This is a genomic window from Aeromonas encheleia (assembly GCF_900637545.1).
In the GTDB taxonomy this organism is placed as follows: Bacteria; Pseudomonadota; Gammaproteobacteria; order Enterobacterales; family Aeromonadaceae; genus Aeromonas; species Aeromonas encheleia.
Window position 1 is genome coordinate 949,164 of the sequence record NZ_LR134376.1, and the last position, 21,437, is coordinate 970,600.

The window sequence follows — 21,437 nt, forward strand, 5'->3', positions numbered from 1 at the left end:
GAGACGACATGGTGTTGCTGCAAGGCGGCACCCAGAAAGGGACCAAATCATGAGTCTGGAGAAAATGGGGCAGGCGGCGCGCGAAGCCGCCTATCAACTCGCCACCATCAGCACGGCGCAGAAGAACCGGGCGCTGGCCGCCATCGCCGATGAACTGGAGGCGCGTGGCGAGCAGATCCTGGCCGCCAACGCCAAAGACATAGCGGCGGGCCGCGAGGCCGGCCTGGCTGAGGCCATGCTGGATCGGCTGCTGCTCAACCCCGAGCGGCTGGCCGGGATAGTGGCGGACGTGCGCAAGGTGATAGTGCTCGACGATCCGGTCGGCGCCGAGATCGACAGCCGGGTGCTGGAGAACGGCCTGCGCCTCTCCCGCCGTCGGGTGCCCATCGGCGTCATCGGCGTCATCTACGAGGCGCGTCCCAACGTCACCATCGACATCGCCAGCCTCTGCCTCAAGACCGGCAACGCCAGCATACTGCGCGGCGGCCGTGAGACCTTCCACTCCAACCTGGAGCTGGTGCGGGTGATCCAGCACGCCCTGGCGGCCTCCGGCCTGCCGATCGGGGCTGTGCAGTACATCGACAACCCGGATCGGGCGCTGGTGGGCGAGTTGCTGCGCCTCGACCGCTACGTGGACATGATCATCCCCCGCGGCGGCGCCGGCCTGCACAAGATGTGCAAGGAGAACAGCTCGATCCCCGTCATCATCGGCGGCTTCGGCATCAGCCACATCTTCGTGGACGAGAGCGCCGATCTGCTGCGATCCCTGGCGGTCATCGACAACGCCAAGGTGCAGCGCCCCTCCGCCTGCAATTCGCTCGATAGCCTGCTGGTGCACGAGCGGGTCGCCCCCCGATTGCTGCCGCAACTGGTCAAGTTGATGAACGAGCGCAAGGTGACGTTGGTGGGGGCGGCCAATGCCATGGCGCTGCTGGCGGGGGCCGACAACCTGTGCGAGGCCGGCCCGGAAGACTTCGATACCGAGTGGCTGGGGCTGACCCTGGGGGTCAAGCTGGTGGCCGGCGTGAACGAGGCGCTGGCGCACATGCGCGAGCACAATGCCGGTCACTCCGACGCCATCCTGACCAACGATCTGGCCAATGCCGAGCGCTTCGTCAACGGTGCCGGCTCGGCAGCTGTCTATGTCAACGCCTCCACCCGCTTAACCGACGGTGGCCAGTTTGGCCTCGGCGCCGAGGTGGCGGTGTCGACCCAGATGCTGCATGCCCGTGGCCCCATGGGGCTGACCGAGCTCACCAGCTACAAATGGGTGGGACTGGCGGACTACCTGAGTCGTGCCTGAGTGCGCCCCCTGACCCCGTGTGAAGATGCCGACCCATGTCGGCATTTTTATGCTTTTTTATTGCGCCCTATCAGGGGCTTGCATATAACTATCCTGCGAGGTGTGGCGCTATTTTGCCCCCTGGGCTACCAGCAAGAACGGGAGCGACTTCAAGGATGAAGCGAACAAATTGGATGACGCGGCTCGGTGTGCTCTGGCTGAGCCTGCCGCTGCTGCTGGGGGCGCTCTGTTTCAGCGGCGCCGGCCATGCCAGTTGGGACCAGGATCTCTATCGTCAGCTGGGCCTGGCGGGCAAGCTCGACAAGCAGGTGTTTCGCAAGGCCCTGCAGGGCTACCAAGATGTGCGTCACAAGCGCAAGGCCATTCTCACCATCATCGATTACAGCAGGCCCTCGACCCAGCGCCGGCTGTTTGTGATCGATGTGAAACGCCACAAGCTGCTCTACCACACCTGGGTCAGCCACGGTCGCAACTCAGGTGAGCTGGCCGCTCGCCAGTTCTCCAATCAGCTCAACTCCCGGCAGAGTTCCCTCGGGGTCTATCGCACCGCCGAGACCTATCAGGGCAAGCACGGTTACTCGCTGCGCCTCGATGGGCTGAGCCCGGGCAAGAACAGCAATGCCCGCAGGCGCGCCATCGTCGTGCACGGGGCTGACTATGCCAGCCCGCGCCACCTGCTCAAGTTCGACAAACTGGGCCGCAGCTGGGGTTGCCCCGCGCTGCCGAGGGAGCAGTCGCGGGCCATCATCAACATCATCAAGGAGGGGAGCGTCATCTACGCCCATGGCTGAGTTGGCCCCATAGCAAGAAGGCCAGCGAGCGCTGGCCTTCGGATGTCGGTTGGCGCGGGGCTATTTGCGCACCACCAGCACCGGGCAGGGGGCGTGACGCACCACGGACTCGGCGACGCTGCCCACCAGCAGGTGGCTGATGCCGGAGCGGCCGTGGCTGCCCATGACCACCAGGTCAACCTTGTCCTCCTTCGCTTGGATGACGATCTCATCGGCGGCACGGCCGAAGCGGACCTCGAAGGTGGCGGGCACGGCCAGATCGGCGATCAGCTCCTTGAGCTGGGTCTTGGCCTGACGCTCCATCTCGTGGGTGATCTCGATGGCCGTCATGTGCAGTATCTTGTAGCTGTCGAAACCGTGCAGCTGATCCACCACATGGACCAGCTTGAGCTCGGCCTGATGGCTCTGGGCCATGAAGACCGCGTAGTCGAGCACGGCCTTGGACATCTCGGAGAAATCGACGGGGCAGAGCAAGGATTTGATGGTAGGCATAAGAAGGCTCTCCTCTGGTTGGGTCACTAATGAATCTTATTGTTCATGATACCCATCAAGGAGGTTATTACCCTCGACCCGCTCGCAAAATCAGGAAAAAGAGGTGATCCGCCAGGATCACTTCCTATGATGTGATAAGGCTTGAACATGCCCTTTGTCTGTGGGCCCCGCTGACAGACCCGCCACCGAGGAAATACAGGTACATGGTTCGTCCGCTGCTGCTTTTGTTGTGCTGCCTGCTGCTCCCCTGGTCCGCCCGGGCCGATGTCATTCATGTCTATTGCGACGACTGGCCCGGCTTCTGCCAGAACGATGGCCGTGGTGTCTATCTGGACATAGTGCGCGCCATCTATGAGCCGGAAGGCTATCGCATCCATCCCCACATAGTGCCCTACAAGCGGGCGCTGGCGGTGGTCGCGCAGAAGGGGGGCGACATGGCGATGGGGGTCTATCTGGGGGAGGTGCAGGGGGTGCACCAGCCGAGTTATCCGGCCTCGGCCGATGATGTTACTGTGCTGATGCTGAAGAAGTGGCTGCCGCTCTGGGCCGGCGAGGTGAGCCTGCAGGGCCAGGATGTGCTCTGGCTGCGGGGCTGGGCCTTTGACAAGTTTATTCCCGTGCCCATGCGCTGGCACGAGATCGACGATCACGCCCTGGCCATGCAGCTCCTGGCGAAGGAGCGCTACCGCTACTATCTGACCGCCGGCGTGCTCTATCCGAAGGGGGAGCTCCCGTCCGACATGAGCAGGATCTTCCTGCGCTGGGTGCCCACCTATCCCATCTTCGCCGACACCGAGCGCGGGCAGCAGCTGCGCCAGCACTGGGATCCCGGCATGAGGCGGCTGCTTGGCGGCGGCACCCTGGCCGAGATCTATCGCAACAACCAGCTCTATGACTACTACCGTGCTTTTATCAAGGAGCAGGAGGCGAGGGTAGCCAAGTAGGCAGCAAGGCCAGGCCCATGGAGCCCAGAGTTGACCACCGGTTTATTCTGTCAGCCCGGCCCGCAGGCGCTTAGCCAGTCGATCGTAGAGGATCACGTTGACCGAGGCGGCCAGGTTCATGCAGCCTCTTGTCGGCACATAGATCACCTCCTTCACCGCCTCGTAGCGGGCGGGATCCAGGGTACCGTCCTCCGGGCCGAAGATGTAGAAGGCGCGCTCCGGGTGTACATAGTCCGGCAGCGAGGTGGCCCCCTCGATCAGATCCACCAGCACAGGGGTGCAGCCTTCGGGTACGAACGCCAGCAGCTCCTCGACCCCGAGCAGCGGGATCTTCTCCACCATCTGCTTGGTGTCGGTGGCGAAGCGGCGCGCCAGCTCGAAGCGGCTGCCGGTGTAGTAGACCTCGTCCGCCCCGTAGCAGCCGGCGGCACGCATCACGGCCCCCACGTTCTCCGGCGACTTGGGATTGACCAGCCCGATGCAGCAATAAGCGGGCCCGGCATGCTCCGCTGACGCTGTATCAACGGTGTTCGCGCCGTCGTAATCCGACTCTTTCATCTCTCTCTCCTCTGTGGCGGCCGCATTATACCCCCGGCTCGCACTTTGCCCATGAGTGTCGTCGGGCGGGAGCCTGTTTTTGCCTGGCGGGGCCCAACAAGAGGGCAGCTGCACCGTCCCGGCGCAGGCCGGCGGCGGTGGCCGCACTGGCGGGGCGCCTCGCATCTTGGCGCAGGCTTTGCAGTCATCCGTCATGACAAGATGATCGAGGCTCAGCCGGACAAAGGCGTCCGTCCCCATTGGGGGCGGACGCCTTTTTCATGGGCCAGGGCAAGGAAGGCAACCCGCGAGGCTGCCTGGCGACAAGGAGCGAGGGAATGAACACCACCTGTGCCTATTGTGGAGTAGGGTGCGGCATCCGGCTGAGCCGGGAGGGCGATGAGTGGCAGCTGCAGGGGGATGAACGGCATCCGGCCAATGCGGGAGCCCTCTGCGTCAAGGGGGCCAGCTTGCTGGAGAGTCTGGACTTCCCCGATCGCCTGCTCTATCCGCGCTGGCAGGGGCAGCGCATCGGCTGGGACCAGGCGCTCGATACCCTGGCCGACCGTTTTGCCGCCATATTGGCCGAATCCGGTCCAGCGGCCATCGGTATCTACCTCTCTGGTCAGCTCACCACCGAGGATTACTACGTCGCCAACAAGCTGATGAAGGGCTATCTCGGCAGCGCCAACGTGGATACCAACTCCCGGCTCTGCATGTCGTCGGCGGTGGCGGCCCATCAGCGCGCCTTCGGCGAGGATCTGGTGCCTGCCTGCTATGAGGATCTCGAGCTGGCGGATCTGGTGGTGCTCACCGGCGCCAACACCGCCTGGACCCACCCCGTGCTGTTTCGTCGCCTGCAGCAGGCGCGAGCGCGGCGCCCAGAGCTCAAGCTGGTGGTGCTGGATCCCCGCCGCACCATGACGGCGGAGCAGGGGGATCTGCACCTGGCCCTCAAACCCGGCAGCGACGTGGCGCTGTGGAACGGCCTGTGCCGTTATCTGCTCGACAGCGACGGCTGGGACAAGGCCTATGTGGCGCAGCATGTGAGCGGATTCGCCGAACTGGCGGCGGCGCTGGACGATCCGGCCTGGCAGCTGGAGGCGGTGGCCCAGAGCTGCGACTTGGCGCCGGGGGATCTGCTCGGCTTCTACCGGCTATTTGCCCGTACCCCCCGCACCGTCACCCTGTTCTGCCAGGGGATCAACCAGTCCAACCAGGGGGTGGACAAGGCCAACGCCATCATCAACGCCCACCTGCTGTGCGGGCGCATCGGCAAGCCGGGGGCGGCGCCCTTCTCCATGACCGGGCAGCCGAATGCCATGGGCGGGCGCGAGGTGGGCGGGCTGGCGACCCAGTTGGCGGCCCACATGGGCTTTGGCGAGGAAGAGTGCGATCGGGTGCAGCGTTTCTGGCAGAGCCCGACCATAGTGCGTGGCCCGGGCCACAAGGCGGTGGCGCTGTTCGATGCGGTGCACAGGGGAGAGATCCGCGCGCTCTGGGTGCTCGGCACCAATCCGGCGGTCTCCCTGCCCGATGGCAACCGGGTGCGAGAAGCGCTGGCCCGCTGCGAGCTGCTGGTGGTCTCCGAGGTGACGGCCGACACCGACACGGCGCGCCTCGCCCACCTGCTGCTGCCCGCCGCCGCCTGGGGCGAGAAGAGCGGCACTGTCACCAACTCGGAGCGCACCATCAGCCGCCAGCGCTCCTTCCTGCCCCTGCCGGGAGAGGCCAGACCCGACTGGTGGGCGCTGACCCAGCTGGCCCGCCGGCTCGGCTTTGGCGAGGGCTTCGCCTATGAGCATGAATACGACATCTTCAGCGAACATGCCGCTCTGTCCGGCTTCGAGAACGAGGGGGCCCGCCAGTTCGACATCTCGGGGCTGGCCGGCCTCAGCCGCGCCGAGTTCGAGGCGCTGGAGCCCCTGAGCTGGCCGGTCAACGCCGCCTGGCCCAGGGGCCGTGCCCGTCTTTTCGAGGATGGGCGCTTCCCCACCCCGGACGGGCGGGCCCGTCTGTTGCCGCTGGCCCAGCATTTCCCCCCTCAACCAGCGGTCGTCACGGCACCGGTGGGCACCATCCCTTTGCTACTCAACTCGGGCCGGCTGCGGGATCAGTGGCACACCATGACCCGCACCGGCCACGTACCCCGCCTGCAGGAGGCGGAGCCCTGGCCCAAATTGCGGGTGGGGGCCGCCAGCCTGCTGGCGCTCGGGCTGGCCGAGGGGGAGCTGGTGCGACTGAGTAACGGGCTCGGCGAGGCGCGGCTGCTGATCGGGCTGGACGAGGGGTTGCGGGAGGGGGAGGCCTTCCTGCCCATGCACTGGACCGACAGCCAGTGCAGCCAGGGGGCGGTCAACCGCCTCATCGCCGCCGTGGTGGATCCCCTCTCGGGCCAGCCCATGTTCAAGCAGGGACGGGTGATGGCCGAGCCGCAGCCGACCCGCTGGCAGGGGCTCTGGCTGGGCCAGCAGCTCTGGGGAGAGGCGGTGGACTGGTGGGCCAAACGCCCCCTGCCCGAGGGCAACTGCACCCTGCTGGCCTCCTGGTCAGAGAGTCCGGCGGCGCTGTGGCAGCGGCTGGGGGCGACGGGCCGCTGGCTGCGGCTGCCACTCGCACAGGGCTGGCTCGCGGTGGCGCTGGTGCAGGATCGCATCGAGGGCCTGCTGCTGGTGGGGGATCGGCGCCCAGACATCAAGGTCTCCCTGCTGGCGAGCCTGCTCGGCACGCCGCTGCAGGCGGGGGCCCTGAGCCAGACCCTGAGCGCGGCCCTGGCCGGGGAGAGCCGGCTGGTCTGCTCCTGCCTGCGGGTGTCGGAGGGGCGCATCGTCGACGCCATCACCCGGCAGGGGGTGAGCGAGCTGGCGGGGCTGCAGGCCTTGCTCGGCTGTGGCAGCAACTGCGGCACCTGTCTGCCAGAGATAGACAAGCTGTTGATTAAACATGTTTTTATCGCCTCCGTTTAAGACGGGGCACAAGGAGTGTGAGATGAGCCATGTCAGTCTGGTAGGGGCCGGTCCAGGCCCGTTCGAATTGTTAACCCTGCGCGCCCTGCAACGGCTGGAAGCGGCGGAGGTGGTGATCTATGACCGGCTGGTAGGGAGCGAGATCCTGGCCCGCATTCCCAAGGGGGCGGCCCGTTTCGATGTGGGCAAGCGTTGCGGCGAGCCGAGTCCGAGCCAGGATCAGATCAACGCCCTGCTGCTGGCGCTGGCCCGCACCGGCAAGCGGGTGGTGCGGCTCAAGGGCGGGGATCCCCTGGTGTTCGGCCGGGGCGGGGAGGAGGCGCTGCACCTGGCCCGCCACGGCATCGAGGCCGAGCTGGTGCCCGGCATCACGGCGGCGCTGGGCTGCGCCGCCAGCAGCCTGATCCCCCTGACCCACAGGGGGCTGGCGCGCTCCCTGACCCTGGTGACGGGCCATCTGATGGAGGAGGGCGACTATCAGGGCTGGCAGGGGCTGGCCCGGGCCGGCCACACCCTGGTGTTCTACATGGGGCTGGAGCGGGCGGCGCAGATCCGGCAGGGACTGCTGGCGGCCGGTGCCTCGCCGGATCTGCCGGTGGCGCTGGTGGTGGCCGGTTGCAGCCCGCAGCAGCAGGTGCATGAGACCCGGCTGGCCATGCTGGCAGAGGCCGCCGTGGCCCTGCTCGGGCAGAGTCCCGTGCTGATGATCATGGGGGAGGTGGTGGGCCTGCGCAGCGAGCTGAACGCCCTGCTGACCCAGGCGCTGGATCGGGTGGCCTGAGCCGCCGTCTCGGCCCCTACCCCCACTACCTCCAGATGGATAAAAAGGAGGTAGATTCAAACAGTTGGCCTTCATGTTGCCTGATTGGCGGCAGACAAGTTGCGATAGCCGTTGGCAAGGAGCGCCATGACCACCCTTCCCCCCGGGGGCCCTGCCGGCCCCCCCTCCCGCCTGCTGATCCACGCCGACGAGCCGGGTCAGGCCAACCGCCTGGCCCTGCTGGTCAGCCATTACGGCCATCGGCCGCAGATCCTGGACAGCCGCCAGCTGTTGACCCCGGACGGGCAGGGGGATGCCCTGCTCATCAGCAGTCGCCAGTTCGGCGCCGAGGTGCGGCTCGGCCTCTCTCTCTGGCCCGGGGTGCCGCGCCTGCTGTTTTGCGAGCGACTCGGCGCAGAGCCCCAGATCGCCCTGTTGCAGCAGGGGGTGCTGCTGGTGCCGCATCCGTGTGGCGAGCGGGAGCCGGTCGAGCAGTGGCTGCGGCTCGCTCGTAGCCAGCTGGCCATGGTGCAGGCGCTGGCGCAAACCGAAGCCGAGCTGCGCCAGAAGCTGGAGGAGAGGCGGCTGGTCGAGCAGGCCAAGGGGCGGCTGATGCGCCATCAGGGGCTGGACGAGGAGCAGGCCTACCGGCTGATGCGCAGCACCGCCATGAGCCGCCACCTGAGCCTGGGGGAGCTGGCGCGGCAGTTGTTGCTGGCCCTGCCCGTTTGATGCCCTCGCGGAGCAACCGTTTTGGTGCAGTTGCGCCTTATTGAGGCAAATGAGGAGGCAAAGCAGGAAGAAAGGGGCGGGACAGGCCCGTTTTCAGTGGCCTGGCCAAGCTGGCATGGAAAGTGAATTACCCAGCAGACAAGGAGTGACGGCGCCAACCGGCCCGTCACTCGCAACAGGGCAAAGAGGCCTCACCGATCCCGGATCGGTGAGGCTTTTTTTTGGTCGCGACCCTGCAACGGCGCAGAGGGATGACCGCCCATGACTGGATCTGAGCGAGGAAGGCGAATGAACAAGAGACAAGGATGTGCGGCCCTGTTGCTGGCGACGCTGTCGCTGCCGGTACTGGCGCTGGGGGCTCCGGAGCAGGAGGAGCTCAAGCTCGGCTTCATCAAGCTGACCGACATGGCGCCGCTGGCGGTGGCCTATGAGCGCGGCTACTTCGAGGACGAGGGGCTCTACGTGACCCTGGAAGCTCAGGCGAACTGGAAGATACTGCTGGATCGGGTGATAGACGGCGAGCTGGACGGCGCCCAGATGCTGGCGGGCCAGCCGCTGGCGGCCCACATCGGCATCGGCACCCAGGCCGAGCTGGTGACGGCCTTTGCCATGGATCTCAACGGCAACGCCATCACGGTGGCGAACAGCGTCTGGGCCGCCATGGCGCCCCAGCTGCCCAAGGCGAAGGCGGGCCAGGTGCCGCCGCCGGTGAGCGCCGCGGCCCTCAAGCCCGTGGTGGCCGAGTACCGTCAGGGGGGCAAGCCGTTCAACATGGGGATGGTGTTCCCCGTCTCCCCCCACAACTACGAGCTCAGGTACTGGCTGGCGGCGGGCGGCCTGCACCCCGGCTTCTACGCGCCCAAGCTGGGCGACAACTCGGGCCAGCGTCAGGCTGACGTGCTGCTGTCGGTGACGCCACCACCCCAGATGCCCGCCACCCTGGAGGCGGGCACCATAGCCGGCTACAGCGTGGGGGAGCCCTGGAACCAGCAGGCGGTCGCCAGGGGCATAGGGGTGCCCGTCATCACCGATTACGAGATCTGGCGCAACAACCCGGAGAAGGTATTCGGCGTCACCCGCCAGTGGGCCGAGCGGCATCCCAACACCCATGTCCGGCTGGTGAAGGCACTGCTGCGGGCGGCCTGGTGGCTGGATGCCGAGCAGAACGGCAACCGGCGCGAGGCGGCCAAGTTGCTGGCGAAACCGGAATACGTGGGGGCCGACGAGCAGGTGATCGCGAACTCCATGGTGGGCACCTTCGAGTACGCCAAGGGGGACAGGCGCAGCCTGCCGGATTTCAACGTCTTCTTCCGCCATCAGGCCACCTATCCCTACTACTCGGATGCGATCTGGTACCTGACCCAGATGCGGCGCTGGGGCCAGATCCCGCAGGCGAAGCCGGATGCCTGGTTCGAGCAGGTCGCCAGGGCCGTCTATCGACCCGAGGTCTACCGCCAGGCGGCCGAGGCGCTCATCGCCGAGGGCAAGTTCAAGGCGAGCGATTTTCCCGATTTTGCCAGCGAGCAGGGTTATCGCGGCCCCCAGGATGGCTTCATCGACGGCCTCATTTACGACGGGCGTCATCCCAACGCCTACCTGCAACAGTTTGCCATCGGCCTCAAGGGCGATGAGCGGGTGCAATGAACAAGGAGCGAGCGATGAAACGACACAAGTGGCAATTCATCAATTGGAAAGCCGTCAATTGGAAAACCCTGGTGCAGCCCCTGCTCGGCGTGCTGCTGTTCCTCGGCCTCTGGCAGTGGGGGGCGAGCCAGGTGCAGACCAGCCTGGGCACCCTGCCGGGGCCGCTGGCGACCGCCAGCCAGCTCTGGTCGCTGGGGCAGGAGCATCTGGCACAACGGGACGAGGCGGCCGCCTTCCTCGATCGCCAGCAGCTGCGCAACGCCGAGCGGCTGGCGCAGGATCCGGCGGCCGAGGTGAAGCTGCGCCCCTATACCGGGCGCCCCACCTTCTTCGATCAGATAGCCACCAGCCTGCTCACCGTGCTGTGCGGCTTCGGGCTGGCCAGCCTGATCGCCATCCCGTGCGGCCTGCTGCTCGGCATGAACCAGGGGCTCTACCGCGCCGCCAACCCGGTGATCCAGTTGCTCAAGCCGGTGTCGCCGCTGGCCTGGCTGCCGCTCATCACCCTGGTGGTGAGCGCGCTCTACGCCAGCCCAGTGCCATGGCTCGCCAAGTCCTTCGTCACCTCTGCGCTGACGGTGACCCTCTGCTCCCTCTGGCCGACCCTGATCAACACCGCGGTCGGGGTGGCGGGGCTGGACCGGGATCTGCACAACGTCAGCCGGGTGTTGCGGCTCTCCTTCTGGACCCATGTGCGCCGCATCGTGTTGCCCGGCGCCCTGCCCATGATCTTCACCGGGCTGCGGCTCTCCCTCGGGGTGGCCTGGATGGTGCTGATCGCGGCCGAGATGCTGGCCCAGAACCCGGGGCTCGGCAAGTTCGTGTGGGACGAGTTCCAGAGCGGCGGCTCGGCCTCCCTGGCCCGCATCATGGTGGCCGTGGTCACCATAGGCCTCATCGGCTGCGCGCTGGACAGGGGCATGCTGGCCCTGCAGCAGTGGCTCTCCTGGGATAAACGCCAGGCATTGCGTTAGGAACTTGTGCAGCAGTGGCCCCGCTGCAGGATAAGCGCCAGGCATTGTGTTAGGGCCGCGTCGGCAACAGAGGGAGAGTCGGGCCTTGCGGCAGTGGTTCTGCTTCAGGACAAGCGGCAGGCGTTGCGTTAGGGACTTGTGCAGCAGTGGTCCCGCTGCAGGACCAGCGCCAGGTGCCGCGTTAACAACAGAATCCATATTCAGGCAGGAGAACCGCCAATGAAGAGTTATCTGCAGATCAGCGATGTCGGCGTTTCGTTCGAGACGGAACAGGGCCGCTTCGAGGCCCTCAGCCGGGTCAACCTGCGCATCGAACAGGGGGAGTTCGTCTCCCTCATCGGCCACTCCGGCTGTGGCAAGAGCACAGTGCTCAACCTGGTGGCCGGGCTGCTGGATCCTACCACCGGAGGCATCATCCTGGACGGGCGCGAGGTGGTGGGGCCCGGGCCGGAGCGGGCCATGGTGTTTCAGAACCATGCGCTGCTGCCCTGGCTCAGCGTCCAGCAGAACGTGGCGCTGGCCGCCCGGCAGGTGGAGCCGGACCGGCGGGCGGTGGCGGAGCGGGTCGACTACTACCTGTCGCTGGTGCAGATGGATCACGCCAGCCAGAAGATGCCCCACGAGCTGTCGGGGGGCATGAAGCAGCGCGTCGGCATCGCCCGCGCGTTGTCGCTCTCCCCCAAGGTGCTGCTGATGGACGAGCCGTTCGGTGCCCTCGACGCCCTGACCCGGGCCCATCTGCAGGATGCGCTGATGGCCATCCAGGCCGAGCTCGGCAACACCGTCATCATGATCACCCACGACGTGGACGAGGCGGTGCTGCTCTCCGATCGCATCTGCATGATGACCAATGGCCCCGCCGCCACCGTTGGGGAGATCCTGACCGTGGACCTGCCAAGGCCCAGAGACAGGGTTGCCCTGGCGGACGACCCCCAGTATCACAGGCTGCGCCAGCAGGTGCTGCGCTTCCTCTACGAGAAGCAGCGCAAGGTGACCCCGCTCAAGGCGGCCGAGCAGGTGCGCAGCAAGCTGCGGGCCTGAACCCCCAGAATTCAAGGAAGAGACAAATGGCTAATAAACAAAGATTGCTGGTGGGCAAGGGCAAGGGCATGGATTTGATCGATCACCGGGTCGTCGGATCCCCCGAGAGGGTTGAGAAGCAACGTCTGCTGGTGATCGGCAACGGTATGGATGATGAGCTGGACCACCACTTCGTCGAATCGCCCGAGAGGGGCGAGAAACAACGTCTGCTAGTGGTCGGCAACGGCATGGTCGGCCACCACTTCGTCGAGCAGCTGGCGGCGGCTGGCGGCCTGGCGCGGTACGAGGTGACGGTGTTCGGGGCCGAGCCGGACTCCGCCTATGACAGGGTGCACCTGTCGGAGGTGTTTGGCGGCAAGGCGCCACAGGCGCTGCAACTGGCGGATCCCGCCTGGTATGAGGCGCAGGGCATAGCGCTGCGACTGGGGGCCGAGGTCGAGGCGCTGGACCGGGAGGCCCGCACCCTGACCCTGGCCGATGGCGAGCGCTTCCCCTACGACCGACTGGTGTTGGCGACCGGCTCGGTGCCCTTCGTGCCGCCCATCCCCGGCCATCGGCGGGAGGGCTGCTTCGTCTACCGCACCCTGGGGGATCTCGCAGCCATCCGCGATGCCTGCGCCCAGGCGCGCAGCGGCGTGGTGATCGGCGGCGGCCTGCTCGGACTGGAGGCGGCCAACGCCTTGCGCCTGCTCGGCCTCAAGACCCAGGTGGTGGAGTTTGCCCCGCGGCTGATGCCGGTGCAGCTCGATGACAACGGCGGCGCCGTGCTGCGGGACAAGATCCGGGCGCTCGGGGTCGAGGTGCTGGTGGAGCGGGCCACCGAGTGCATCGAGGATGGAGAGCGGGCCCGTCACCGGCTGTGCTTCAAGGATGGCAGTCACCTGGAGACGGACGTGATCCTGTTCTCGGCGGGGATCCGCCCGGCCGACGGTCTGGCGCGCCAGGCCGGGCTGACCGTTGGCGAGCGCGGCGGCATCTGCATCGACGAGGGTTGCCACAGCTCGGATCCCGCCATCCTGGCCATCGGCGAGTGTGCGCTCTGGCAGAACCGCATCTTCGGGCTGGTGGCCCCCGGCTACCAGATGGCGCGCGCCGCCGTGGCCAGCCTGTGCGGCGGCGAGGCGCGCTTTAAAGGGGCGGACATGTCCACCAAGCTCAAGCTGATGGGGGTGGACGTGGGCTCCATCGGCGACGCTCACGCCAGCACGGCCGGGGCTCAGGAGCTGCTGTTGCTGGACAGGGTCAACGGCATCTACAAGAAGCTGGTGACCGACGGCGAGGGGAGCCGGCTGCTCGGCGCCATCCTGGTGGGGGATGGCGCCGACTACGAGCGACTGCTGCAGTACTACCAGAACGGCGTGGTGCTGCCCCAGCCGCCGCTCTCCCTGCTGGTGGGGGAGGCGGGCGGGGCGGCCGCGCCTCTGGTGTTGCCGGACAGCGCCATCCTCTGCTCCTGCCACAACGTCAGCAAGGGGGCCGTGGTGGCCGCGGTCAAGGCGGGCAATCACGAGCTGGGGGCGGTCAAGGGCTGCACCAAGGCGGGCACCGGCTGCGGTGGTTGCGGCAACCTGCTCAAGCAGGTGCTGGAGCAGACCCTGGCGGAGATCGGGGTCGAGGCGGACAAGGGGCTGTGCGAGCACTTCGCCCACAGTCGCCAGGAGCTCTATCACCTGGCCAGGGTCGGCGAGCTGAAGAGCTTCGAGGCGCTGCGTGACAAGCACGGTCATGGCCTGGGTTGCGACATCTGCCGGCCGACGGTCGGCTCCATACTGGCGTCCCTGTGGAACGAGCACGTGCTGGAGAAGCCGCTGCGTGGCCTGCAGGACAGCAACGATACCTTCCTCGCCAACCTGCAAAAGGACGGCACCTACTCGGTGGTGCCGCGCATCCCCGGGGGCGAGATCACCCCGCAGGGGCTCATCACCATAGGTGAGGTGGCGCGCAAGTACGGGCTCTACACCAAGATCACCGGCGGCCAGCGCATCGACCTGTTCGGTGCCCGGGTCGATCAGCTGCCCGCCATCTGGGGCGAGCTGGTGGCGGCGGGGTTCGAGACAGGCCAGGCCTATGGCAAGTCGGTGCGCACGGTGAAGTCCTGCGTCGGCTCGACCTGGTGCCGCTACGGGGTGCAGGACTCCATGAGCCTGACCCAGACCCTGGAGAACCGCTACAAGGGGCTGCGGGCGCCCCACAAGCTGAAGTTTGCGGTCTCCGGTTGTACCCGGGAGTGCGCCGAGGCCCAGAGCAAGGACATAGGCGTCATCGCCACCGAGCGCGGCTGGAACCTCTATGTGTGCGGCAACGGCGGCATGCGGCCGCGCCACGCCGACCTCTTCGCCATCGACCTCGATGAGCAGACCCTGATCCGCTACATAGACAGGCTGCTGATGTTCTACGTGCGCACCGGTGATCGGCTGCAGCGTACCTCGGTCTGGATGGAGAGCATGGAGGGGGGGCTCGACTACCTCAAGTCGGTGATCATAGAGGACAGGCTCGGCATCGGGGCCGAGCTGGAAGCCATGATGGACGGCATAGTGGGCAGCTGGCAGTGCGAGTGGAAGAGCACCCTGGCGGATCCGGACAAGCTGAAGCTGTTCGAGGCCTTCGTCAACCAGCCGGAGGGGAGCACGCCCCCCCGCCGGGAGGAGCGGGGCCAATGGGTGCCGGATATCAGCATCAAGGAGGTGATATGAGCGAGGGGATGGAAGGCTTGTTAGATCCCGAACTGGGTGGGCAACTGCGAGGTGTGGTCATGAATGAGCTCGGGGAAGACCGGTTGCACAGTGAACATGGGCAGTGGCTGCGGGTGTGCGCGCTCTCGGCCCTGCCGGAGCAGGGGGGCCGCAGTGCCTGGCTGGGGGGGCGGGCGCTGGCGCTGTTTCGGCTCGGTGAGCGGGTCTATGCGCTGGATGACGTGGATCCGCGGGCCGGGGTGGCGGTTCTGGGGCGCGGCCTGGTGGGTGATTGCGGCGGCGAGCCCGTGGTGGCCTCGCCGCTCTACAAGCAGCGTTATGCCCTGGCCGATGGCCGCTGCCTCGACGATCCGGCGCTGCGGGTGGCCTGCTGGCCGGTGATGCACAGCGAGGGGGCGGTCTGGGTGCTGCTGGGCTGATCGGCGCCGGATCCTGCCATGGAGGATCACCGGGCCAGGCCCGGTGATTTTTTGTGGCTGACCCGACATTTCTTGCACGAGAGGATGGCGGGAAAACGTTTTTCGGAAATAATGGACAAACGTTTGTAACTGGATGTTTGTCTATGACGGAACGTGAACAAGAGATCCTCGCCCTGCTGCGCCAGGATCCCATGATTGCCCAACAGGATCTGGCAGACAGGCTCGGCATCAGCCGCTCGGCGCTGGCGAGCCACATCTCCAGCCTGATGCGCCAGGGCTATGTGCAGGGGCGTGGCTATGTGCTGCGCGAGGGTCCCTACGCCGTGGTGATCGGCGGCGCCAACATGGATATCTACGGCTGCAGCCACGACAACCTGCGCATCGGTGACTCCAACCCCGGCAAGGTCCGCACCTCGGCCGGCGGGGTGGGGCGCAACATCGCCGAGAACCTGGCGCGACTCGGCACCGATACCCGGCTGCTGACCGCGGTGGGCAACGATCAGTACGGCCACCACCTGCTGGAGGTGAGCCAGCGGGCCGGCGTCGACGTGCGCCAGGTGCTGGTGCTGGAGGGGCAGGCGACCTCCTGTTACCTCAGCCTGCACGATGGCAGCGGCGAGATGAGCTGCGCCGTCAACGACATGGCGATCATCGACGAACTCACCCCGGCAAGGCTCAGCCAGCTCAGCGGCTTCCTCGGCGCGGCCCGGCTCTGGGTGCTCGACACCAACCTCGCCACCCACACCCTGGACTGGCTGTTCGAGCGCCAGGGGGAGCACATCATCTTCGTCGACACCGTCTCGGTGGCCAAGGTGGAGAAGATCCGCCCCTGGCTGCACCGCATCCACACCCTCAAGCCCAATCGCAGCGAGGCCGAGCAGCTGTGCGGCTTCCGCATCGCTGGCCCCGAGAGCTGGCCCATGGCGGCGGCCTGGTTCCACCGCGCCGGGGTGCAGCGGCTGTTCCTGAGTCTCGGCGATCAGGGGATTTTCTATAGCGACGGGGAGTGCCAGGGCCATCTGCCCGTGCTCGGCAGCCCGGTCGTCAACGTGACCGGCGGCGGCGATGCCTTCATGGCAGGGCTGGCCCACGCCTGGTTGCTGGAGGCTGACATGGCCGAGACCACCCGTTTCGCGCTCGGCTGCGCCGCCCTCACCGTCAATTGTTCCGATACCGTCTTTTCCGGCCTATCCAAGGCCGCCGTTGAACGCATGCTGGAGGAGTACCCATGTTGAACGCTTATCTCGATATCCAACCAGAAGTGGCCGCGGCCCTGGCCGCCGGCAAACCGGTGGTGGCGCTGGAGTCCACCATCATCTCCCACGGCATGCCCTATCCGCAGAATGTGGAGACGGCGCGCCAGGTGGAGCAGGTGGTGCGCGATAACGGCGCCGTGCCGGCCACCATCGCCATCCTGGATGGTCGCCTCAAGGTGGGTCTGGATGCGGGGGCGCTGGAGGCGCTGGGTCGGGCCGGTCATGCCGCCACCAAGTGCAGCCGCCGGGACATCCCCTTCGTGCTGGCGAACAAGGGGCTGGGGGCGACGACCGTGGCCTCCACCATGATCATCGCCGCCATGGCCGGCATCCGGGTGTTCGCCACCGGCGGCATCGGCGGTGTGCATCGCGGCGCCCAGGAGACGTTCGACATCTCGGCGGATCTGCAGGAATTTGCCCAGACCCCGGTGGCCGTGGTCTGCGCCGGTGCCAAGTCGATACTCGACATCGGCCTGACCCTGGAGTATCTGGAGACCCAGGGGGTGCCGGTCATCGGCTACCAGACCGAGGAGCTGCCCGCCTTCTACACCCGCGAGAGCGGCTTCAAGGTGGATTACCGCCTCGACACCCCGGCGGCGATTGCCGAGGCGCTGCGCCTCAAGTGGGAGCTGGGGCTGGCCGGCGGCGCCGTGGTGACCAACCCGATCCCGACCGAGTTTGCCATGCCCAAGGCCGACATAGACGCGGCGATCGCGCAGGCGCTGCGCGAGGCGGACGAGCAGGGCGTCAAGGGCAAGGAGTCTACCCCCTTCCTGCTGGCGCGGGTGTGCGAGCTGACCGGCGGCAACTCCCTGGCGGCCAACATCCAGCTGGTGCTGAACAACGCCGCCCTGGGGGCGCGTATCGCCGCCAGTCTGTAAGGCGATGTCATGAACGAAAAGAGGGCCTTCTGGCCCTCTTTTCTATTGTGCGCCGCTATGCCTGGTGGAGGGCGGCAGCCAGCGGGTCTGGATAAATAAATCAGGCCACCCGTCGCCTTTATCAGCAAGTGACCCGCGAGGGATAGTCCGAAATAAGGGCAAAGGCTGGTCGGCGCCACCGAGGCATTATTGATAAGGTATTATCTCGAGCATTTAATAATGCATGTTAAATAAACCTAATTAATATTCGATCATTGCTGCATATTTAATAATCGCTTTATTCAATGACCCCAATCTAATTAATAGGCTGTCATTCAGGCTCTGTCTGTTGATAATTCATACATCAGAATTTGGCTGTTTTTACCTCGCAAGTCCCCGCCATTAGTCCGTCCAAAATATATCAATCCATTGTTTTTAATGTGGTTTTTATCCATCCCATTTGATCCTGAGCAAATAATGCGCAGCCTTTCCCGGTCAGGCTGAGGCTGCGATTGTTCGCGGACTCAAGGGAGAGAGAAAAATGAATAAATATTGTCTGCTGCTGGCACTGGTCTTGCCCGGGATGGGGTGGGCCACCGAGCCGGTGCAACCGATCGAGGCCGTCAAGCCGGGCTCGCCGGAGAAAGTCGAGCTGGGCAAGATGCTGTTCTTCGAGCCGAGGCTGTCAAGGTCCAACGCCATCTCCTGCAACTCCTGCCACAACCTGGCGACCGGCGGGGTGGACAACCAGGTCAGCTCCCTCGGCCACCAGTGGAAGGAGGGGCCGATCAACTCGCCGACCGTGCTCAACTCCAGCCTCAACTTCGTGCAGTTCTGGGACGGCCGTGCCAAGGATCTGAAGGAGCAGGCGGCGGGCCCCATAGCCAACCCGCTGGAGATGGCCTTCACCCACAAGCTGGCGGTCGAGACCCTGCACACCCTGCCCGAATACCGCGCCCGCTTCGATGCGGTCTACGGCAAAGCGGACTTTGGCATCGACGAGGTGACCGATGCCATCGCCGCCTTCGAGGAGACCCTGATCACCCCCAATGCCCCCTTCGATCGCTGGCTGAAGGGGGACGGCAAGGCGTTGACGGCGCGGCAGCTGAAGGGGTACCAGCTGTTCAAGGAGAAGGGCTGCACCGCCTGTCACAACGGGGTCGCCATCGGCGGCAACTCCTATCAGAAGATGGGGCTGGTCAAGCACTACCCGACCAGCAACCCGGCCCAGGGCCGCGGCGCCGTGACCGGCGAGCAGCAGTTCATCGGCTGGTTCAAGGTGCCGACCCTGCGCAACATAGCGCTGACCTACCCCTACTTCCACGATGGGGCCGTCTGGGATCTGAAGGAGGCGGTGCAGATCATGGCCGACATCCAGCTGGGTCAGCGTCTGAGCGAGCAGGAGGCCGACGACATGACCGACTTCCTCAAGAGCCTGACCGGGGATCAGCCGCAGATAGTGCTGCCCATACTGCCACCGTCCCGAGCCGATACCCCGCGGCCTCAGGTCAAGAGCTGAGGGACATCACCAGAGCGGGGCCGGGCGCCCCGCTTTTTCATGGGCATATCCAATTGATTAAACGGGAAAAATGCCCCGTTCAGCACAATGACAGGGGGATGGCAATCCCCCAGCTGTCCGCAGGTTTTTGGCCGAATTGCAGTCATCTTCACATTTACGACATGCTCGCAAACTAGCCGATTGCCTGACTCCTCCGACCTGGTGTCAAATCACTCCGCCTAACACAAGGAGTGGCATAATAATGAATAATATTAATAAGTTAGTTCTGGCCATCGGATTTACTCTCAGCGCTTTCCCGACCCTGGCGGCGGGATTCCAGTGCAAGGATCACGTCACCCTGGGAGTCCCCAGTCAATCCAGTCAGCTGCTGTGCCGGGAAGGCTATGCCGCCGGCTACAACTACGACACCAAGGTCTCTGACTGGGTCTCTTATCGGATGACGGCGGCCAGCGCCCAGGGTCAGGTGCCGCGCAAGGATGCCTTCGCCGAAGACAAGGAGGTGCCGGTGCAGTTCCGCGCCACCCTGGCGGACTACAAGGGATCGGGTTATGACAGGGGTCATCAGGCGCCGGCGGCGGACATGCGCACCAGCGCCACCACCATGAAGCAGAGCTTCCTGCTGACCAACATGACGCCGCAGTTGCCAGCGCTCAATCAGGGGGCCTGGCGCATCCTGGAGGAGAAGACCCGCCAGTGGGCCATCGCCTATGAGGAGGTTCAGGTGATCACAGGTCCCATCTTCACCAACTCGGATGCCGCCATCGGCAACGGCGTGACCGTGCCCCACGCCTATTACCGGGTGGTGATGGACGTGGCCAATCGGGAGGCCATCGCCTTCATCCTGCCCCAGGAAAACGTGTCGGCCAGCCGGCTTGCGGACTACATAGTGACGGTGGACGCGGTGGAGGAGCAGACCGGGCTGGACCTCTTCGCCGAGCTGCCGGATGAGCCGGAGGAGGCCATGGAATCCCAGCTGATGGCGATGTGGTGATGGTCAGTCGCAGCTAACACAACAGGGGCCAAGGCCCCTGTTGTCATTTACTGATCTCATCGCCCACCTTCTTGACGGTGTCCCGGGTGCCGTGGCCGATCTCCCGGGTCACGTCCCGGGTGGTGTGGCCAATCTCCCGGGTCACATCGCGGGTGGTGTGCCCCACAGTCCGGCCCGCCTCCTTGATGTCGGCACAGCCGCCGGTCAGGGCGCCAAGGGCCAGGCAAAGTGCCAGCAGGGCCTTCCAGTTACGCATCATGCCGTACTCCTTCTCGTGTCATCGATGCTGCCATCCCGATGGGGCATTATGGCCAGCTGGGCAGCGGATGGGCAACCAGCAGGGTGTGGCCGGGCCCCGGGATCTCGTGCTCGGCCTCCACGTGGAAACCGGCCTCGCGCAGGCACTGGTACATCTGCTTGGAGTGGTAGAAGCGGCTGTCGCCGTTGGCGATGGCGGTGAAGTAGAGGGAGGTGGCGTTGAGACAGAAACTGGCGGCCTCGAAGCTCTGCCGGTCCCAGAACAGCTCTAGGATGCAGACCCTGGCCCCTGGCTTCATGTGGCGGCGAATGCGTTTGAGGATGGCGACTATCTGCGGGTGGCTGAAGCAGTCGAGGAACTGGCTCATCCACCAGATGTCCGCCTCACCCGGCAGCGGCCCGTCGGCGTCGAGCATGTTGACGGCATGGCCGTCGACCCGCTCCGCCAGCCCGGCCTCTGCTATCCGGGGCTGGGCCAGGGCGAGCTGCTCCGGCAGATCCAGTATGGTGACGTTGAGTGCAGGATCCCGGGCCGCGCAGGAGAGGGCCCACTTGCCGGTGTTGCCACCCACGTCATAGAGCCGCCGCGGCCGGTAGCTCAGCACATGATCCTGGGCCTGGCGGAAGGCCCAGTCGGAATAGAAGTGATCGAAGGCAAACCAGCTGGCCCGCGCCGGCTCCGGCAGCTCATCGAGGTGGGGATAGATGGTGGCCCAATCGGGGTCGAACAGCTTGAGCCCCTCGGGCTTGCCCTCGCGAATGGCGCTGAGCAGGTGGGCGAGGGGCTGATAGCAGACGTGCTGGGTGAAATCCATGTTGACCCGGGTCATGGGGTCGTTCTGCAGGTACTTGCCGACCCTGCCGAGCACGTAGCGCTCGTCGGCCAGATGACAGAGCCCGCCGCCCAGCCCCATGTCCAGCAGCACCGAGACCGCATATTCGCTGAGCCCGCAGTGGCCGGCTATCTCGGCCGTGGTGGCGCCCGCCTTGCCGCACTGCTCCAGGTAGGCCAGCACGCCGGTCTCGCGCAGGCACCAGCTCGCCTGGAACAGCATGGGGGCGAAGGCGATGCGCTGGGCCTGACTGATGGCGTCGAGGGCATCATATTGCTCGCACTGATAATGTTTCACTGGGCGGCTCTCGTGGTGGGTGATGGGTGGTTGGGGCGAAACAGCCCGGCCTGGCTCGGGCCGCCATTGATGATTGTTCCGCGGTGCTGCTGCTTATTAACTGGAACAATAAGACATCATTATCTGG

General features: G+C 65.7%; 19 protein-coding genes. 15 read left to right on the top strand and 4 right to left on the bottom strand.

The window, feature by feature from the left end:
- The first annotated feature begins 49 nt into the window (after positions 1-49).
- Both EL255_RS04540 and EL255_RS04545 read left to right on the top strand, forming a co-directional pair.
- Positions 50-1,303, top strand: a complete 1,254-nt coding sequence (locus EL255_RS04540; RefSeq protein WP_042651703.1) for a glutamate-5-semialdehyde dehydrogenase — start codon at positions 50-52, stop codon at positions 1,301-1,303.
- A gap of 155 nt (positions 1,304-1,458) precedes the next feature.
- On the top strand, positions 1,459-2,094 hold the full coding sequence (locus tag EL255_RS04545) for a murein L,D-transpeptidase catalytic domain family protein (protein WP_042651704.1): 636 nt from the start codon (positions 1,459-1,461) through the stop codon (positions 2,092-2,094).
- 60 nt (positions 2,095-2,154) lie between these two features.
- Here the strand turns inward: EL255_RS04545 and EL255_RS04550 are convergent, their stop codons facing one another.
- A complete protein-coding gene (locus EL255_RS04550; RefSeq protein ID WP_042651705.1) occupies positions 2,155-2,586 on the bottom strand; it encodes a universal stress protein in 432 nt (143 codons plus the stop codon).
- A gap of 203 nt (positions 2,587-2,789) precedes the next feature.
- Between EL255_RS04550 and EL255_RS04555 the strand changes: the two genes are divergently transcribed.
- Positions 2,790-3,530 (top strand): hypothetical protein, encoded by a 741-nt coding sequence (locus EL255_RS04555; protein ID WP_042651706.1) that lies wholly within the window; start codon positions 2,790-2,792, stop codon positions 3,528-3,530.
- Positions 3,531-3,572: 42 nt separating this feature from the next.
- On the opposite strand, the gene EL255_RS04560 is transcribed toward EL255_RS04555, so the two are convergent.
- The gene (locus tag EL255_RS04560; protein ID WP_042651707.1) at positions 3,573-4,088 is read right to left on the bottom strand and encodes an RNA methyltransferase; all 516 of its coding nucleotides are present in this window, start codon (positions 4,086-4,088) and stop codon (positions 3,573-3,575) included.
- Positions 4,089-4,405: 317 nt separating this feature from the next.
- On the opposite strand from EL255_RS04560, the gene EL255_RS04565 reads away from it, so the two are divergent.
- The 12 genes from EL255_RS04565 to EL255_RS04620 all read left to right on the top strand — a co-directional run bounded on the left by EL255_RS04565 (position 4,406) and on the right by EL255_RS04620 (position 19,922).
- Positions 4,406-7,033 (top strand): nitrate reductase, encoded by a 2,628-nt coding sequence (locus EL255_RS04565; protein ID WP_042651708.1) that lies wholly within the window; start codon positions 4,406-4,408, stop codon positions 7,031-7,033.
- Between the two features lie 22 nt (positions 7,034-7,055).
- A complete protein-coding gene (gene cobA / locus EL255_RS04570; RefSeq protein WP_042651709.1) occupies positions 7,056-7,814 on the top strand; it encodes a uroporphyrinogen-III C-methyltransferase in 759 nt (252 codons plus the stop codon).
- 126 nt (positions 7,815-7,940) lie between these two features.
- Positions 7,941-8,525, top strand: coding sequence for an ANTAR domain-containing response regulator (locus EL255_RS04575; RefSeq protein WP_042651710.1), 585 nt, complete (start codon positions 7,941-7,943; stop codon positions 8,523-8,525).
- Between the two features lie 288 nt (positions 8,526-8,813).
- Positions 8,814-10,169, top strand: coding sequence for a CmpA/NrtA family ABC transporter substrate-binding protein (locus EL255_RS04580; protein ID WP_042651711.1), 1,356 nt, complete (start codon positions 8,814-8,816; stop codon positions 10,167-10,169).
- Between the two features lie 14 nt (positions 10,170-10,183).
- Positions 10,184-11,143, top strand: a complete 960-nt coding sequence (locus EL255_RS04585; RefSeq protein ID WP_042651712.1) for an ABC transporter permease — start codon at positions 10,184-10,186, stop codon at positions 11,141-11,143.
- A 219-nt stretch (positions 11,144-11,362) separates the two neighbouring features.
- Complete coding sequence (locus EL255_RS04590; RefSeq protein ID WP_042651713.1) at positions 11,363-12,184, top strand: ABC transporter ATP-binding protein; 822 nt, start codon at positions 11,363-11,365, stop codon at positions 12,182-12,184.
- Positions 12,185-12,330: 146 nt separating this feature from the next.
- A complete protein-coding gene (gene nirB, locus EL255_RS04595) occupies positions 12,331-14,877 on the top strand; it encodes a nitrite reductase large subunit NirB (RefSeq protein ID WP_042651754.1) in 2,547 nt (848 codons plus the stop codon).
- Entirely contained in the window at positions 14,874-15,296 is a 423-nt protein-coding gene (gene nirD / locus EL255_RS04600) for a nitrite reductase small subunit NirD (protein WP_232018904.1), read from the top strand. The genes nirB and nirD overlap by 4 nt, the downstream gene beginning before the upstream one ends.
- A 143-nt stretch (positions 15,297-15,439) precedes the next feature.
- Positions 15,440-16,531, top strand: a complete 1,092-nt coding sequence (locus EL255_RS04605; protein WP_042651714.1) for a PfkB family carbohydrate kinase — start codon at positions 15,440-15,442, stop codon at positions 16,529-16,531.
- Positions 16,525-17,433 carry a pseudouridine-5'-phosphate glycosidase gene (locus EL255_RS04610; protein WP_042651715.1) on the top strand — a complete coding sequence of 303 codons (909 nt, stop codon included), beginning with the start codon at positions 16,525-16,527 and terminating at the stop codon, positions 17,431-17,433. Before EL255_RS04605 ends, EL255_RS04610 begins: the two co-directional genes overlap by 7 nt.
- A gap of 520 nt (positions 17,434-17,953) precedes the next feature.
- Positions 17,954-18,931, top strand: a complete 978-nt coding sequence (locus tag EL255_RS04615) for a cytochrome-c peroxidase (RefSeq protein WP_042651716.1) — start codon at positions 17,954-17,956, stop codon at positions 18,929-18,931.
- Between the two features lie 241 nt (positions 18,932-19,172).
- Positions 19,173-19,922 carry a DNA/RNA non-specific endonuclease gene (locus EL255_RS04620; protein ID WP_042651717.1) on the top strand — a complete coding sequence of 250 codons (750 nt, stop codon included), beginning with the start codon at positions 19,173-19,175 and terminating at the stop codon, positions 19,920-19,922.
- A 43-nt stretch (positions 19,923-19,965) separates the two neighbouring features.
- Here the strand turns inward: EL255_RS04620 and EL255_RS04625 are convergent, their stop codons facing one another.
- Both EL255_RS04625 and EL255_RS04630 read right to left on the bottom strand, forming a co-directional pair.
- Positions 19,966-20,181 (bottom strand): hypothetical protein, encoded by a 216-nt coding sequence (locus EL255_RS04625; RefSeq protein WP_042651718.1) that lies wholly within the window; start codon positions 20,179-20,181, stop codon positions 19,966-19,968.
- 46 nt (positions 20,182-20,227) lie between these two features.
- Positions 20,228-21,310, bottom strand: a complete 1,083-nt coding sequence (locus EL255_RS04630) for a methyltransferase (RefSeq protein ID WP_042651719.1) — start codon at positions 21,308-21,310, stop codon at positions 20,228-20,230.
- Between the last annotated feature and the right edge of the window lie 127 nt (positions 21,311-21,437).